This window comes from Rhodococcus sp. PSi06 (assembly GCF_054960675.1).
The window spans coordinates 21,752-37,878 of sequence record NZ_JBHNYO010000011.1; the positions used below are offsets into that span (position 1 = coordinate 21,752).

Genomic DNA, 16,127 nt, shown 5'->3' on the forward strand with positions numbered 1-16,127 from the left:
GACGTGGGGGGACAGACATCCGTCGGGGAAGAAGAGCGGCAGGACAGAGGCGCCGACGCCTCGTTCGAGCAGCACGAGCATCACCGATACCACCTGCCGACGCTCGAATTCACGGCTCCCACACCCGACAAGCACCCGTTCGTCATGTGGGCGTGGGGCCTGCTGCGACTGGACTTCACCGGAATCGCGTTCAGCGCGTTGTTCTTCTGCTGGTCGCTGACACCGTCGCTGCTCCCTCGCGGGTGGCTGTTCCAGGGCATCATCGGCGGTATCAACGCGGCCATCGGCTACGCATTCGGCGTGGCGGTGGGATGGGCCGTCACCCGATGGTGGCTCTCGTCCCGATCGTGGTGGCCGCTGCCCCGTAGGGTCGAACTCGCGATCAAGGTCGCGGTACCCGTCCTGGCAATCACGGCATCGATGATCATGCTGGCAGTCTCGGCGGAATGGCAGCGTGAGCTCGCGTCATTGATGGACGCCGAAGGCACCACCACCACTGGCTACTTCCGAACCGGAGCACTCAGTATTGCCATTGCGGCGCTGCTGATTTCGGTGTGGCGAGTGTTGCGCGACGTCGTTCGACTGCTGGCTCGCCAGATCAATCGCGTCGTGAAGATGCCACGGGAAGTGGCCAATGCGCTCGGGGTCGTGCTGCTCGTGGTGCTCTCCGTCGCACTGGTTCAGGGTGTGCTGCTGCGGGCAGTCTCTGAGGTCACCAACTCGGTGTTCAGTCTGCAGAACGACGAAACGCGCGAGGGCGCAGAACAACCCGTTGCCGACGAGCGATCCGGCAGCGCGAACTCCCTGGCCCCCTGGGACACCCTGGGCTTCGAGGGTCGCAACTTCGTCTCCAGCGGTCTACGCGCCGACGAGATGGAACGCGCAACGGGCCGTCCCAGCCTCGAACCGATCCGGGCCTACGCAGGACTGGAAACCGCGGAAACCCAGGACGAACGACTCGATATCGTGGTCGCCGAACTCGAACGCACCGGAGCCTTCCAGCGCCAGGCCCTCGTCGTCGTTCCGACCACGGGCACCGGGTGGGTCAATCCCACTGCCATCGAAGCCGAAGAGCTCATGTTCGACGGCGACGTCGCCACCGTCGCATCGCAGTACTCGTATCTGCCCAGCTGGATCTCGTTCATCGCAGAGGGCGACAAGGCCGCTCAGGCCGGTAAGGCGTTGATCGACAAGGTCCACGATCGCTGGCTGCAGGAACCCGAGGCCACCCGCCCCAAGTTCTACGTCTACGGCGAAAGTCTCGGTACTCAGGCCGGGGAGGGCGCGTTCGACGGGTTGGCCGACATCAGGGCCACCACCGACGGCGTTCTGTGGGTGGGGCCGCCGAACAACAATCGGATCTGGAGTCAGTTCGTCAGCCGCCGCGACCCGGGAAGTCCCCAGGTTCGGCCGGTGTACTCCGAGGGCCTGACGGTTCGCTTCGCCGACAACTCGTCGGGCATCCCGCCGGAGGATCAGCCCTGGTACGAGCCGCGGATCCTGTACGTCCAGCACGCGTCGGATCCGGTGGTCTGGTGGTCGCCCGATCTGCTCTTCGAACGTCCCGACTGGCTCGCCGAACCGCCCGGACCGGACAGGTTGCCGAGCATGCGGTGGTTCCCTGTGGTCACGTTCTGGCAGGTGGCAGCCGACCTGACCAACGCCGCGGGTGTTCCCGACGGTCACGGTCACAACTACGGAACCCTGGTGCTCGACGGCTGGGTGGCCGTGGCGGCACCCGACGGCTGGACCGACCGCGACACCGAACGTGTCCGCGGAGTCATGGAAGCTTTCGCCGGCCGAGACGGTCCCGAGAAGTGACAGCCGCCCTGGCAGTAGGAGTGGAGCCCGCGGAACGACCAGTGCTGACCGGACTCGCGACCACGGCGTGGAGTACCTATCTCCTTCCCGCGCTCGGCTTGGGTGCGCGTGGGCGGGCGGTGGCGAATGCGTCGTTCGCCATCGGGGTGGCTGCGCTGTCTCGAACGAGCGCCGACCGACTGGGCCTGCGCAACACGGCCGACGGACTGAAGTGGGGCGCTGCGGCGTCGGCGATTCCTGTCCTCGGGTCCGCCGTCGTCGCGGTGATTCCCGCGCTGCGGCGTCGGGTCCGGCCGTCGGAGGACGACCTGGCCGAGTGGGTACTGTTTCGGATTCCCGTGGGAACGGTGCTCACCGAGGAGCTGTTGTTCCGCGGCGTGCTTCACGCCGCGTCGCCTGTCCTGTCGCCCGTCTTCTTCGGCCTGTGGCACATACACCCGGCCCGCGCCGCCGGAGACACCGTGATCGGAACGGTGCTGGCAACGACCGCGGCCGGCGTGGTCTTCTCCTGGCTGAGGGCCCGAAGCGGGAGTGTGCTCGCCCCGGCGCTGCTGCACTATTTCCTCAACGCGAGTGGCGCGGTCCTGGCGCATCTCGGTGCGAACGACAGGAGTCGGTAGCAGTGCCACCACACAAGGAAGTCAGCCCCGCCGAGGTCCGGGACGCAGTGCTGGCAGTGGGGGAATGGATCAGGGGAGAGGCGGACAAGCCGGCCCGGGCCCAGATTGCCGCGGCCGTGCGCACCACCGCCAGAACTCTCGGCCAGAACGCGCCCGGGTCCTCGGTGGAGGTGCGAGTGCCGCCGTTCGTCGCGGTGCAGTGCATCGTCGGGCCTCGGCACACTCGTGGAACACCGCCGAACGTGGTCGAAACCGACGCTCTGACGTGGCTGCAGGTGGTCACCGGAATTCGGGATTTCGCCGACGCCCTCGCCGACGGTTCCATCGATGCGTCCGGAAGCCGGGCACCCGAGGTGGGCCGCTGGCTGCCACTGCTCTCCATCCGATGACGTCGCGAATTCCGGTGCCCGTTCACCTGGTGGGAATGTGCCGTCCACACGATGCGTTGACTCGGGCCATGTGCCCGTAGACTCGGGCACGGCCCCCCGCCCCGTCCCCCAAGGGAGCAATGCCCGTGACCAACGCCGATTTGTCGGTCGACAGTCCGAATCTTCTGGTAAGCAAACCCCTCGACGAACCGGAGAACGAGCCCCGCGAAGAGTGCGGAGTGTTCGGAGTATGGGCACCGGGCGAGGATGTGGCCAAGCTCTCTTACTACGGCCTCTATGCGCTGCAGCACCGCGGCCAGGAAGCGGCCGGCATCGCAGTGTCCGACGGTTCGCAGGTATTGGTGTTCAAGGATCTGGGCCTGGTCAGTCAGGTGTTCGACGAGCAGACGCTGGGCGCGATGCCCGGGCATGTCGCCATCGGGCACTGCCGGTACTCCACCAGCGGCTCGGTCACGTGGGAGAACGCCCAGCCGATCTTCCGCACCACCACGGCGGGCACCGGAATTGCGCTCGGCCACAACGGAAATCTGGTGAACTTCGCCGAACTTGCCACCAAGGCGCGTGAGGCCGGCCTGATCAGCGATCGTTTGCAGGGCAACGGCACCTCGGATTCCGACGTGGTGACGGCATTGATGGCGCACAAGGCCGCCGATTGCACCGTCGAACAGGCCGCGATGGAGCTGTTGCCGCAGCTCAAAGGCGCGTTCTGCTTGACGTTCATGGACGAGCACACGCTCTACGCTGCTCGTGACCCGCACGGCGTCCGGCCGCTGTGTCTCGGCCGCCTCGATCGTGGCTGGGTGGTGGCCAGTGAAACGGCCGCACTCGACATCGTCGGTGCCGCGTTCGTTCGAGACATCGAGCCCGGTGAGCTGCTCGCAATCGACGCCGACGGCGTGCGTTCGTCGCGCTTCGCGGCCCCCGAGCCCAAGGGCTGCGTGTTCGAGTACGTGTACCTCGCGCGTCCCGACAGCGTGATCGGTGGCCGCTCGGTGCACTCGACGCGCGTCGAGATCGGACGACGGCTCGCCAAGGAGCATCCGGCCGAGGGCGACCTGGTGATTCCGGTGCCCGAGAGCGGAACTCCCGCCGCAGTCGGCTTCGCTCAGGGCTCGGGAATCCCCTACGGCCAAGGGCTGATGAAGAACGCCTACGTGGGCCGCACGTTCATTCAGCCGTCGCAGACCATTCGTCAGCTCGGTATTCGGCTCAAACTCAATCCACTCAAAGAGGTCATTCGCGGCAAAAGGCTGGTGGTGGTGGACGATTCGATCGTCCGCGGCAACACCCAGCGCGCGCTGATCAGGATGCTGCGAGAAGCCGGTGCGCTCGAAATTCACGTTCGCATCGCGTCGCCGCCGGTACGGTGGCCCTGCTTCTACGGCATCGACTTCGCTTCTCCTGCAGAGCTGATCGCCAACGGCGTCGACTCGGAGGACGGGATTCTCGAAGGCGTCCGCCAGGCCATCGGTGCCGATTCTCTGGGGTACATCTCCATCGACGGCATGATCGCGGCGTCCGAGCAGCCCGAATCGCGGTTGTGTGCAGCATGTTTCACCGGCAAGTACCCGATCGATCTGCCCGCCGACAACGCGCTCGGTAAGCACGTCCTCGAGGGGCTGCTGGCGTCGGCGGCCGGCCAGCCGGTAGCCAACGACGCAAATGTGAGCGCTCTCAGCCGTCCTTGACCTGGTCTTTTCCTCCAGGGAACAGCAGGGTTTTCTCAATGCCACATATTGGAAACAGTCCATCGGTACTGTCCCGAGTTACATAGGACACACCGATTTGGATAGAGGCTCAGATGACCCTGTCGCCCGACGACGGACGCATGCAGCGCTACAGCGCGGCATCACGAACAGTTGTGCGCAAGCACGGTAAGAAGACCGCTGCAGTGGCAGCACTGTCGGTACTCGCATTGACGGCCGCAGCCTGCGGCTCGGGACGCACCGACGCCGGTGGATCCGGCGATGGCGGCGGCGGTGAGACCATCACGGTCGGCACCACCGACCAGGTGACCTCGCTCGACCCGGCGGGCTCGTACGACAACGGCTCGTTCATGGTGATGAACCAGACGTACCCCTTCCTGATGAACTTCGCTCCCGGTAGCTCCGAGCTCGAGCCCGACGCCGCGGAGAGCTGCGACTTCGCCGAGCCGACCGTCTACACGTGCACGCTCAAGGACGACCTGAAGTTCGCGAACGGCAATCCGCTGACGAGCGAGAGCGTCAAGTACTCGTTCGACCGGATCGTCGCGATCAACGATCCCAACGGGCCCGCGTCGCTGCTGACGGGCCTCGACAGCATTGCGACACCCGACGAGAAGACCGTCGAGTTCACGTTGAAGGCCGCGAACGATCAGACGTTCCCGCAGATCCTGGCAACACCGGCAGGTCCGATCGTCGACCAGACGGTGTTCCCGGCCGACAAGGTTCTCGACGACGACGCCATCGTGGCCGGTACCCCCTTCGCCGGTCCGTACTCGATCTCGAGCTACGCCAAGAACTCCCTCGTCAGCTTCACCGCGAACGGTGACTACAAGGGCATCCTCGGCACGCCGAAGACGTCGTCGATCAACACGAAGTACTACACCAGCTCCGACAACCTCAAGCTCGACGTGCAGAACAAGGCCATCGACGTCGCGTGGCGCTCGTTGACCCCGACCGACGTCGAATCGCTCGGTGCCGTCGACGGTCTGACGGTGCACGAGGGGCCCGGTGGCGAATCGCGCTACATGGTGTTCAACATGAACACGATGCCCGGCAATACTCCGGATCAGAAACTGGCCGTGCGTAAGGCAATTGCGGCCTCGGTGGATCGTCAGGCATTGTCCGACGGCGTCTACAAGGGCACCTACACTCCGCTGTACTCCGTGGTTCCGGCCGGTCTCGAAGGCTCCAACAAGGCCTTCTCCGACGTCTACGGCACCACGCCGAACCGCGACGAGGCAGCCGGATTCCTCTCTGCTGCAGGCGTTGCCACCCCGGTGCAGCTCAATCTGCAGTACAACCCGGACCACTACGGTTCGTCCTCGAGCGAGGAATACGCCGCGATCAAGAGTCAGCTCGACGCGACGGGCCTGTTCAACGTCAACCTGCAGTCCACCGAGTGGAGCACGTACACCAAGGAACGCGTCGCCGACGCCTACCCGGTGTACCAGCTCGGTTGGTTCCCGGACTTCCCGGATGCAGACAACTACCTGACGCCGTTCTTCGCGCCGGACAACTTCCTGCAGTCGCACTTCGAGAGCCCGGCCATCACGTCACTGCTCGATCTCGAGCGCACGACGGCCGACGAGAATGCTCGGATGCAGATCATCGGCCAGATTCAGACCGAGCTCGCAACGAACTACCTGCCGACGCTTCCGCTGTTGGAGGGCAAGCAGATCGCCGTCGCCACCGATGCGATCAGCGGCGTGGACGAGACGCTCGACGCCTCGTTCAAGTTCCGGTTCGTCACGCTCGCCAAGAGCTGACGCCGTGCCCACTACCGACAGCACGGCGGTAGCGGGCGAGAAGCAAGCACAGCAGGCGAGCGCGCCCTCAAGAAAACGCGCGCTCGCCCCTTATCTCGGGGTCAGATTTCTGCTGATCATTCCGACTGCCTGGATTCTCGTCACCGTCGTTTTCTTTCTGATGCGCGTGATCGGTGATCCGATCACGGCGGCCCTCGGTGGCCGCCTCCCTGCCGAACAGATTGCTCAACGCAAGGCCGAGGCCGGTTACGACCGGCCGATTCTGACGCAGTACTGGGAGTACCTGACCGGTCTGCTGCGCGGCGACTTCGGCCGTTCCGCGACCGACAACCGCGCGATCAGCGATGTGTTGCTCGTCAACGGTGCAGCCACTCTGGAATTGGCGTTCTGGGCGTTGCTGGTGGCGTTCGCCGTCGGCATCCCGCTCGGTTTCTTCGCCGCCACCCATCGAGACCGGTTCGGCGACGCCTCGTTGCGCATCTTCGCGATCCTGGCGTACGCGGCACCGGTGTTCTTCGTCGGCATGCTGCTCAAGCTGCTGTTCGCCGTCAAGCTCGGCTGGCTGCCGGTCGCCGGGCGGGCCAGTACCAATGTGGAACTGGCACTGCAGAACGTCTCTCCCAAGACCAACATTCTGATCGTCGATTCGTTCCTGTACGGCGACACGGGCTACACCGTCGACGTGCTCGAGCACGCGGTGCTGCCTGCGCTCGCCCTCGGCCTGTTGACGGCCGGCGTGTTCCTACGGCTGGTGCGCGTCAACCTGATCCAGACGTTGCAGGCACCGTTCGTCGATGCCGCTCGCGCGCGCGGGTTGAGTGAGGGCACCGTGACGAGGCGTCATGCCTTCCGCAACGCGATGATTCCCATCGTCACCGTCATCGGCCTGCAGATCGCAGTACTGCTCGGCGGCGCGGTGCTCACCGAGACCACCTTCGAGTGGCAGGGCCTGGGATACGAACTCGCCCGGTACCTGCAGCAGCGCGATTTCGTTGCGGTGCAGGGCATCGTGACGTTCCTGGCCGTGGTGGTCGCCGTCGTCAGTTTCGTCACCGACGCGATCGTTGCCCTCATCGACCCGAGAGTGAGGTTCTGATGAGCACCGAAGTCGTGCTGTCCGACGTACCTCCCACCCGTCCACACCGTCGAGGAATTCCCGGCGTCGCGTTCGTGAAATCGACCTCGGGGCTGCAGCGTGTGACGCTGATCGTCGGGCTCGCGCTGATGGTGGCGTTCGTTCTCGCAGCACTGTTCGCTCCGCTGCTCGCGCCGTACGCTTTCTCGCAGACCAGCGACGGTGGTGCGGATTTCGCACGCCAGGCAGCGCCGTCCGCCGAGCACTGGTTCGGCACCTCGGTGCGCGGTGAGGACGTGTTCTCTCGCGTGATCTACGGTGCCAGAACGGCATTGATGGTGATCGCCTCGTCGCTGATTCTCTCGCTCGTCATCGGCGTTCCTCTCGGGCTCGCCTCGGGTTACATCGGCCGCTGGTTCGACCGCGTGCTCGTGCTGTTCATGGATGCGATGTACGCGTTCCCATCCCTGCTGCTGGCGGTCGTCATCTCGATCGTCGTCGCAGGCGGCCAGTCGTCGAGTTTCGGCGGCATCGCATCCGCGGCCATCGCCATCACGGCCATCTTCGTGCCGCAGTACTTCCGCGTGGTCCGCAACGCCACGGTGGCGGTCAAGACCGAACCGTATGTCGATGCCGCTCGAGTCACCGGAGCGGGCACACCGCGAATTCTGTTCCGCCACATCCTCGCCAACGTGGTGCAGACACTGCCGGTCATCATCACGCTCAACGGGGCCGAGGCCATTCTGACCCTGGCCGGGCTCGGGTTCCTCGGATTCGGCATCGAACCGACGTCCGCCTCGGAATGGGGCTACGACATCAACAAGGCGCTGCCCGATATCTCCAACGGCATCTGGTGGACGTCGGTGTTCCCGGGCCTCGGCATCGTGCTGGTGGTACTCGGTCTGACCATGGTGGGCGAAAGTGCCAGCGAGACAATGAATCCGTTGCTGCGCACCCGCAAGAAGTTCAAGAAGGCGGTGAAGGTATGACATCGAGCGTTGTGACTCCACGAGAGTCCGCACTGTCGGTGACGTCGTTGTCGGTCACGTTTCTCACCGATGCCGGTGAAGTCGACGCCGTCACCGAGGTCTCGTTCGAGGTGTATCCAGGCGAAGTACTCGCCGTGGTGGGGGAGTCCGGCTCGGGTAAATCCGTCAGCGTGCGATCCGCGATCGGCCTGCTCCCCGACACCGCCCGCGTCGACGGACACGTGGTGCTCGGTGGCCAGGACGTGACGAGGCTGAGCAGCAAGGCGTGGGCGCAATTGCGCGGCAACAAGATTTCGATGGTGTTCCAGGAACCGGGCAGTGCGCTGGATCCGCTGTTCACCATCGGGTATCAGATCGTCGAAGCACTCCGGGCGCACTCGCGCGACGACGGTAAGCGAATGTCTGCCAAGGATGCCAAGTCCCGGGCAATCGAATTGTTGACGATGGTGGGGCTGCCCAGCCCCGAGCAGCGCTTCTCGTACTACCCGCACGAACTCTCGGGTGGGCAGAAGCAACGCGTCATGATCGCGATCGCCATTTCGTGCGAGGCCAAGGTCATCATCGCCGACGAGCCGACCACCGCCCTCGACGTCACGGTGCAGGCCGAGATCCTCGAGCTGCTGCGTGATCTCAAGGACCGGTTGGGCTGCGCCATCGTGCTGATCACCCACAGCATGGGAGTCGTATCCGACCTGGCGGATCGCGTCGTCGTGATGCAGAACGGCCGAGTCGTCGAGGAAGCGCCGGTGGAGCAATTGTTCGACGCCCCCGCCGACGACTACACCAAGAAACTGCTGGCCGCGGTTCCGACTCTCGCTGCGGTGGAGTCGGACAAGACCGTCGACACCTCCGGCGAACCGGTGCTCGAGGTCTCGCGGCTGGTGGTGCAGTTCTCCGGTGGAGTCGGCTCGCCGGCATTCCGGGCAGTCGACGACGTCTCGCTCACCATCCACCGGGGCGAAACCCTCGGCCTGGTGGGTGAATCCGGCTCGGGCAAATCGACCATCGGCAGATGTGTTGCCGCGCTGCAGAAGCCGACCAGCGGCAGCGTGACGGTGATGGGAACCGGCATCGCCGGGGTCAGCGAACGCAAGCTCAAGCCCCTGCGCAAACGGTTCGGCTTCGTCTTCCAGGACCCGTCGGCGTCACTGAATCCGCGGCTGACCGTCGGGCAGTGCATCGCCGAGCCGATGATCGTGCACAAGTACGGCTCCAAGGACGCGATCGCGGCCCGAACGACCGAGCTTCTCGACGCCGTGCAACTGCCCTCGGGCACCGACAAGCGGTACCCGCACGAGCTGTCCGGTGGGCAGCGGCAGCGCGTGAGCCTGGCGCGCGCCCTGGTGCTGGGCCCGGATCTGGTGGTGGCGGACGAGCCGACCAGCGCGCTCGACGTCTCGGTGCAGGCCGCAGTGCTGGACCTGTTCGAGGCGCTGCAGCAGGAGTTCGGTTTCGCATGCCTGTTCATCAGCCACGACCTCGCCGTGGTGGATCGCGTCGCGCATCGGGTGGTCGTGCTGCGCAACGGCGGAATAGTCGAGGAGGGAACGCCATGGAAGATTCTGCGATCCCCGGAGGCGGACTACACCAAGAAACTGTTGGCGGCGATTCCCGGTAAGCGGCTGCACACGTGAGTTCTTCTCCTGACCGGGCACTCCGGTACCGTTAGGGCGCTATCTGCGCTCTGAACGGGCGCTGACATGAACGAGTACACAGGCTGGAGCCGAATGACCGAGGAATCCCAACCCACGAGCGCAACTCACTCGGGCGGTGCCTCCTACGCGGCGGCCGGGGTCGACATCGCCGCAGGAGACCGAGCAGTGCAGCTGTTCGCGCCGCTCGCCAAGAAGGCCAGCAGGCCCGAGGTGATGGGCGGTCTCGGCGGTTTCGCCGGTCTCTTCGCGCTCAAGGGTGACTACCGTGAGCCGGTCCTGGCGGCCTCGACCGACGGCGTCGGTACCAAGGTCGCCGTGGCGCAGGCCCTCGGCAAGCACGACACACTCGGCCTCGATCTGGTGGCGATGGTCGTCGACGACCTCGTCGTCTGTGGAGCCGAACCGCTGTTCCTGCAGGACTACATCGCCGTGGGCCGCGTGGTTCCCGAGCAGGTCGCAGAACTGGTCAAGGGCATCGCCGAGGGTTGCATCATCGCCGGTTGCGCACTCCTCGGAGGCGAGACCGCCGAGCACCCGGGACTGATGGCCGACGGCGATTACGATCTCTCGGCCACCGGCATCGGCGTCGTCGAAGCCGATTCGGTCCTCGGCCCCGACCGCGTGCGTCCCGGTGACGTGGTCATCGCCATGGGCTCGTCCGGTCTGCACTCCAACGGCTACTCCCTGGCCCGCAAGGTGCTCCTCGAGATCAACCACATGGACCTCGGCGGACACGTCGAGGAGTTCGGTCGCACACTGGGCGAAGAACTGCTCGAGCCCACCAAGATCTACGCCAAGGATTGCCTCGCGCTCGCAGCCGAGACCGACGTGCGCACGTTCTGCCACGTCACCGGCGGCGGACTGGCCAACAACCTCTCCCGGGTGATGCCCGAGGGTCTGGTGGCCGAGCTCGACCGCACCACGTGGAGCCCGGCTCCGATCTTCTCGCTCATCGCTCAGCGCGGCCGCGTCGAGCGGGCCGAGATGGAGCAGACGTTCAACATGGGTGTCGGCATGGTCGCGATCGTGGCACCCGAGGACGTCGACCGAGCGCTGGCCGTACTGACCGCACGTCACATCGATTGCTGGACTCTGGGCACGGTCAAGAAAGCCAACGGCAAGGACGTCGCCGCAGAGCGTGCTCTGCTTCAGGGCAACCACCCGAGGTTCTGAACGGCAGGGTTCTGACTCGGCGCGATATCAATCGCCCGAGCAGTGAACGAACAAGTGAGGGGGAGCCGCAGAGCGGCTCCCCCTCAGTCGTTCAGTGCACAAAACTAGCGTCGCCAGTCCTCGTACTCGTCTTCCTCGACTCGGGAATGCACATCCGAGTCCGAGTGGATGCCACGATGGGAGTTGGACGAACCACCGGAGAGTTCTTTCTGCAGACTCTCCAAGTCCGTTGTCGGCGAGCTGTACTTGAGCTCACGAGCGACTTTTGTCTGCTTTGCCTTAGCCCTGCCTCGGCCCATGGCGGTGCCCCCTCGCGGACTTGCGGGGCGGCCTGGGGAAATTTGGCGGCCCCGTTAGAGTTGGTATTTCTTCCTGGCACACACTCTAGCGCGCGAATCGCCGCGATGCGCATACGGTGCCACGTGTCGGTGATGGGTCCCATGGCGCGACACGCCCGGGACACGTGCCCGCGCTGCCTGTACCTGCACATATCCGTGCACAGGCAAACTATCTTCGCGATTCGACACGAAAACTACGTGCTGCGCGTCATGGCCTCCGCGACACTTTCAGCGCCGCTGCCGCGTCGCGATAGACCTTCGGTGCCAAACCGGGCTCGTCGAGCAGAGTGGCCATCGCGGTCGCGTCGCTGCCTCGGAACAACTCGCGAACCGTCACCCCGTGCTGCGGCACCGACTCCACCGCCACGGCGTCGCCGCTGCGGAAGACACCAGGTTCGACAACCCGGAGATACGCGCCCACATCACCTCGATCCGCGAAACGACGGATCCACTTCGGCTCGTCCATCCACCGCGCGAACGTTCCACAGGGCTTGCGGGCGATCGTCACCTCCAGGGCCACCGTTCCGACGCGCCACCTGGACCCGATCACTGCATCGGTCACCGCTACACCTTCGGTGCGAAGGTTCTCGCCGAATCGACCCGGCGGAACCGGCACGCCGAGCTCGTCGGCCCAGTACCTCGCTTCGGCCTCGTCGTAGGCATACACCGCCTGATCGAGACCGCCGTGGAACTTCGTGTCCCGGCAGTGGTCCCCGCCGATGCCGAGCTCGTGCACATCCACCGGGCCGTCGACGGGCCTCTTGTCGATGCCGCTGGCCACGACCCCGCGACGTCCGAACGGAACATCGGCGTGCACGACGCAGACAGCGAGAACGGTCCCGGTCACCGGCCGCGCAGGCGGTCGACAGCCGCGCGGCCGGCCTGAACGTCGTCGTAGGCCGGAATCGAATCCGGATCGATCGACGCCGCACACGGACCCGCGTCGAGTGCGGTGTCCACCGGAATCGTTCTCTTGAGCAGAGCCAGGGCGATCGGGCCGAGCTCGAAGTGGTCGATGACGGTACCCAGACGCCCCACCGACCGTCCGCCTGCGGTGACCGGATCGCCCGTACTGGGCCGGCCGTCCGCGGAACCGTCGAGATGCAGCAGTACCAGGTGACGCGGCGGCCGACCGAGGTTGTGCACCCGCGAGACCGTCTCCTGGCCGCGGTAGCAGCCCTTCTCCAGATGCACGGCACCGAACTCGGCGGCACTGCCGATCCAGCGAACCTCGTGCGGAATGGTCTTCTCGTCGGTGTCCACGCCCACGCGGGGACGCAACGACTCCACCCGCAACGCGTCGAACGCCCAGGTTCCGGCCGGGGCGGCACCGGCGTCGCGAAGACGGAGGAACCACTCGGTCAGGTTCGCGCGGGGGATCACCACGTCGTACGAGTTGCGGCCGGGCCACGGCATCCGCCTGACGAAGCCACCACCGTCGATCGCCGCTGCCCCGTAGATCTCGCTCGGAGCCGGTACACCGGCCTTGTCGAGAACCGTCGCCGCGTCGGATCCGAGGACGGTGAGAACGGCCAATTCGTCGGCCTCGCGGGGTTCGGCCTTGGCCCAGAACACCATCTTCTTCAGAAACGACAGCAGATCCGGTCCGGCCGCGCGTTCGGTGTCGATGTACGTCACGCCGTCGAGATCGGTCTGGACGAAGTGGTGCTCGATGCGGCCGTTGACGTCCAGGCTGAGGTTCTCGGCCGAGCTGCCGTCGGGCAAGGTGGAGACGAGTTGACTCGAGATGGTGTTCAACCAGCTCAGACGTTCGTCGCCGCTGATGGCGAGAACGAAGCGGTGGGATCGATCGATGACTGCGGCCGCGCTGACGGCGTCGCGCTGTTCGCCGAACGGGTTGCCGTAGTGCCAGGCCACCCCGGCGTCGACGCTGTCGTCCGGAGAAGGAACTGCACCGGGAAGAGTGAGAAGAGGGCTGGGACTGATCGTCACGGAATCGGACACCACCCCATAGTAGGAGCCTGCGACGCTCGACGTTCTACCCACGGTCACCGCGTTCGATACCGCGGTGCCGAACCCGTTGTTGTCGAGGGCTTCGACCCCGGTGCGATGGCGCAGGCCGATCGAGCCGACTGACCGCCTGCTCTACAGTGACGGCCATGCCCGAATCGGTAGTGGTGACGTTGGACGGCCGAGTGCACGATGCCGGACAACCGTTGTTGTTCGCCGACGACCTGGCCGCCGTACGCGGCGATGGGGTATTCGAGACTCTGCTCGTGCGCGGCGGCGCAGCCTGCTCGGTGGAGAGGCATCTGGCCCGTCTGGCAGCGTCGGCGAAGGCCCTGGATCTGCCTGCTCCCGACCTCGGCGAGTGGCGAACGGTGATCGCCACGTCCGTCGGCCTCTGGGCAGAGAGCACGCCGGACGAGGGCGTACTACGGCTGGTGCTCAGTCGCGGACGCGAGAGTGGCGGCGAGCCGACGGCATTCGCCACGGTGGGGCCGTTGCCCCCGCGAGTACGCACAGCACGAGCGGACGGGGTATCGGTGATCACGCTCGATCGAGGCTATTCGGTGAATTTTTCGGCTACTGCCCCGTGGCAGCTCGCCGGCGCGAAAACCCTGTCCTACGCGACCAACATGGCTGCTCTGCGACACGCGGTGACGCAAGGCGCGGACGACGTGATCTACCTCAGCAGCGAAGGCCGGGTGTTGGAAGGCCCGCGGTCGACCGTGGTGCTGGCGCGAGGTAAGACACTCATCACACCGTCGGTGGAGCAAGGCATCCTGGCCGGCACCACCGTCGACGCGTTGTTCGAGGTAGCCGAGACTGCCGGCTGGACCTGCGAGCGCGGTCACGTCTATCCGGCGGATCTCATTGCCGCAGATAGTGTTTGGCTAGTTTCGAGTGTCACTCTCGCGGCTCGGGTCACCACGATGAACGGCGTCGTTCTGGGGCGTCCGGGGAGCGGCGAACAGGTGTCCGAGATGGTCGATCGAGCTGTGGACGTCGCCTCGACGCGCTAGGTGACCGACGACCCTGCGAGCGAACTCTTCCCTACTACTACTCGTAGTAGTACATTCGAATCAGTCGCGGGCAAATGCCCTGACCTGCGGTGTTGCCCGTCACAGCTCGGGTGGAAGAGTTCGGAGTAGCGATGGACGCGTTGGATGTCTCGCGGTGGCAGTTCGGTATCACCACCGTTTACCACTTCATTCTCGTACCTCTCACGATCGGCCTCGCGCCGATGGTGGCCGCCATGCAGACCATGTGGGTGATCACCGGCAAGGACTCCTGGTACCGACTGACCAAATTCTTCGGCAAGCTGTTCCTCATCAACTTCGCACTCGGGGTTGCCACCGGCATCGTGCAGGAGTTCCAGTTCGGGATGAACTGGAGTGAATACTCCCGCTTCGTCGGTGACGTGTTCGGCGCGCCCCTGGCGCTCGAAGGGCTGGTCGCCTTCTTCCTGGAGTCCACGTTCCTCGGGTTGTGGATCTTCGGGTGGAGCAGACTCCCCAAAGTCGTTCACCTGGCGACCATTTGGCTCGTCGCCATCGGCGTCAACGCCTCGGCCTACTTCATCATCGCGGCCAACTCCTGGATGCAACATCCCGTCGGCGCGATCTACAACGAGGCAACCGGTCGCGCCGAGCTGACCGACATCTGGGCACTGCTCACCAACAACACTGCGCTGGCGGCATTTCCGCACGCCGTGGCAGGCGCATTCCTCACCGCAGCGACATTCGTCGCCGGAATCTCGGGCTGGTGGATGGTCCGCGAGAACCGAAAGAAGAAGCTGGACAACTCTGCCCATGATTCACGCACGATGTTTCGATCGGCAGCACGGATGTCCTTCATCGTCATGATCGCTGCAGGAGGTGCGCTCGCGGTCACCGGAGACATTCAGGGCAAGCTCATGTTCGAGCAGCAACCGATGAAGATGGCATCCGCGGAATCGTTGTGCGACACCGAAACCGGAGCTAGCTTTTCTCTCCTGACCGTGGGAACCCACAACAACTGCGAATCCGTGGTGCACCTGATTTCGATCCCCGGCCTCACGTCGTTCCTGGCGGAGAACGACTTCGGTGCCACCGTGCAGGGCGTCAACCAACTACAGGCTCAGTACGAGCAGCAATTCGGTCCGGGCAACTACAGGCCCAACCTGTTCGTCACCTACTGGGCATTCCGGATGATGATCGGTCTGGCCGCAGGCTCGGCCCTGCTCGCCGTGGCGGGACTGTGGGTCACCCGAGGTGGCCGTATTCCCGACCAGAAATGGTTCTCGTGGCTGTCACTGCTGGCCATTCCGACCCCGTTCCTGGCCAACAGCGCCGGCTGGATATTCACCGAAATGGGTCGTCAGCCATGGGTTGTCGCGCCCAACCTGTCGGGAGTGGACCAGATCCGGCTCACCGTCGATCAGGGTGTATCCGACCATCCCGTCGGCCTCGTTCTCGCCTCGTTGGTGACGTTCACGGTGCTCTACGCCGCGCTCGGCGGCGTGTGGTTCTACCTGCTTCGTCGCTACGTGATCGAAGGGCCGCTCGACCACGACGCGCATCCGCACGTCGAACCGCCGGAATCGGAAGACGATGAGCCCAAACAGCTCTCGTTCGCGTACTAGGGGATAG

At 65.1% G+C, this 16,127-nt stretch carries 14 protein-coding genes; 11 read left to right on the top strand and 3 right to left on the bottom strand.

Going from position 1 to position 16,127, the window contains the following annotated elements; genetic code table 11:
- Nucleotides 1-3: 3 nt before the first annotated feature.
- The 9 genes from ACFI9K_RS15340 (at nt 4) to purM (ending at nt 11,194) form a co-directional block, all read left to right on the top strand.
- Nucleotides 4-1,821 (top strand): alpha/beta hydrolase, encoded by a 1,818-nt coding sequence (locus tag ACFI9K_RS15340; protein WP_462664302.1) that lies wholly within the window; start codon nt 4-6, stop codon nt 1,819-1,821.
- Nucleotides 1,818-2,441, top strand: a complete 624-nt coding sequence (locus tag ACFI9K_RS15345) for a CPBP family intramembrane glutamic endopeptidase (RefSeq protein WP_462664303.1) — start codon at nt 1,818-1,820, stop codon at nt 2,439-2,441. Before ACFI9K_RS15340 ends, ACFI9K_RS15345 begins: the two co-directional genes overlap by 4 nt.
- Before the next feature lie 2 nt (nt 2,442-2,443).
- Nucleotides 2,444-2,830: a sterol carrier family protein gene (locus ACFI9K_RS15350; RefSeq protein WP_462664304.1), complete on the top strand. Its 387-nt coding sequence runs from the start codon at nt 2,444-2,446 to the stop codon at nt 2,828-2,830.
- 125 nt (nt 2,831-2,955) lie between these two features.
- Nucleotides 2,956-4,518 (top strand): amidophosphoribosyltransferase, encoded by a 1,563-nt coding sequence (purF, locus tag ACFI9K_RS15355; RefSeq protein WP_462664305.1) that lies wholly within the window; start codon nt 2,956-2,958, stop codon nt 4,516-4,518.
- 140 nt (nt 4,519-4,658) lie between these two features.
- Complete coding sequence (locus ACFI9K_RS15360) at nt 4,659-6,302, top strand: ABC transporter substrate-binding protein (protein WP_462664459.1); 1,644 nt, start codon at nt 4,659-4,661, stop codon at nt 6,300-6,302.
- Nucleotides 6,303-6,411: 109 nt separating this feature from the next.
- Complete coding sequence (locus ACFI9K_RS15365) at nt 6,412-7,398, top strand: ABC transporter permease (protein WP_462664460.1); 987 nt, start codon at nt 6,412-6,414, stop codon at nt 7,396-7,398.
- Nucleotides 7,398-8,366, top strand: a complete 969-nt coding sequence (locus ACFI9K_RS15370; RefSeq protein WP_462664306.1) for an ABC transporter permease — start codon at nt 7,398-7,400, stop codon at nt 8,364-8,366. The genes ACFI9K_RS15365 and ACFI9K_RS15370 overlap by 1 nt, the downstream gene beginning before the upstream one ends.
- Nucleotides 8,363-10,000 carry an ABC transporter ATP-binding protein gene (locus tag ACFI9K_RS15375; RefSeq protein ID WP_462664307.1) on the top strand — a complete coding sequence of 546 codons (1,638 nt, stop codon included), beginning with the start codon at nt 8,363-8,365 and terminating at the stop codon, nt 9,998-10,000. Before ACFI9K_RS15370 ends, ACFI9K_RS15375 begins: the two co-directional genes overlap by 4 nt.
- Before the next feature lie 93 nt (nt 10,001-10,093).
- Nucleotides 10,094-11,194, top strand: a complete 1,101-nt coding sequence (gene purM, locus ACFI9K_RS15380; protein WP_462664308.1) for a phosphoribosylformylglycinamidine cyclo-ligase — start codon at nt 10,094-10,096, stop codon at nt 11,192-11,194.
- Between the two features lie 104 nt (nt 11,195-11,298).
- On the opposite strand, the gene ACFI9K_RS15385 is transcribed toward purM, so the two are convergent.
- From ACFI9K_RS15385 to ygfZ, 3 genes are all read right to left on the bottom strand, one after another.
- Entirely contained in the window at nt 11,299-11,493 is a 195-nt protein-coding gene (locus tag ACFI9K_RS15385; protein ID WP_008719426.1) for a DUF3073 domain-containing protein, read from the bottom strand.
- A gap of 247 nt (nt 11,494-11,740) precedes the next feature.
- Nucleotides 11,741-12,379, bottom strand: coding sequence for an MOSC domain-containing protein (locus ACFI9K_RS15390; protein ID WP_462664309.1), 639 nt, complete (start codon nt 12,377-12,379; stop codon nt 11,741-11,743).
- Nucleotides 12,376-13,497, bottom strand: a complete 1,122-nt coding sequence (gene ygfZ, locus ACFI9K_RS15395; RefSeq protein ID WP_462664310.1) for a CAF17-like 4Fe-4S cluster assembly/insertion protein YgfZ — start codon at nt 13,495-13,497, stop codon at nt 12,376-12,378. Before ygfZ ends, ACFI9K_RS15390 begins: the two co-directional genes overlap by 4 nt.
- Nucleotides 13,498-13,652: 155 nt before the next feature.
- Here ygfZ and ACFI9K_RS15400 point away from each other — a divergent pair, with 155 nt between their 5' ends.
- A complete protein-coding gene (locus tag ACFI9K_RS15400) occupies nt 13,653-14,519 on the top strand; it encodes an aminodeoxychorismate lyase (protein ID WP_462664311.1) in 867 nt (288 codons plus the stop codon).
- 131 nt (nt 14,520-14,650) lie between these two features.
- A complete protein-coding gene (locus tag ACFI9K_RS15405; protein WP_462664312.1) occupies nt 14,651-16,120 on the top strand; it encodes a cytochrome ubiquinol oxidase subunit I in 1,470 nt (489 codons plus the stop codon).
- Nucleotides 16,121-16,127 lie beyond the last annotated feature (7 nt).

Coding starts and splice junctions, on each gene's coding strand:
- ACFI9K_RS15360 (WP_462664459.1), top strand. CDS start 4,659: ATGCAGCGCTACAGCGCGGCATCACGAACAGTTGTGCGCAAGCACGGT.
- ACFI9K_RS15370 (WP_462664306.1), top strand. CDS start 7,398: ATGAGCACCGAAGTCGTGCTGTCCGACGTACCTCCCACCCGTCCACAC.
- ACFI9K_RS15375 (WP_462664307.1), top strand. CDS start 8,363: ATGACATCGAGCGTTGTGACTCCACGAGAGTCCGCACTGTCGGTGACG.
- purM (WP_462664308.1), top strand. CDS start 10,094: ATGACCGAGGAATCCCAACCCACGAGCGCAACTCACTCGGGCGGTGCC.
- ACFI9K_RS15385 (WP_008719426.1), bottom strand. CDS start 11,493: ATGGGCCGAGGCAGGGCTAAGGCAAAGCAGACAAAAGTCGCTCGTGAG.
- ACFI9K_RS15400 (WP_462664311.1), top strand. CDS start 13,653: ATGCCCGAATCGGTAGTGGTGACGTTGGACGGCCGAGTGCACGATGCC.
- ACFI9K_RS15405 (WP_462664312.1), top strand. CDS start 14,651: ATGGACGCGTTGGATGTCTCGCGGTGGCAGTTCGGTATCACCACCGTT.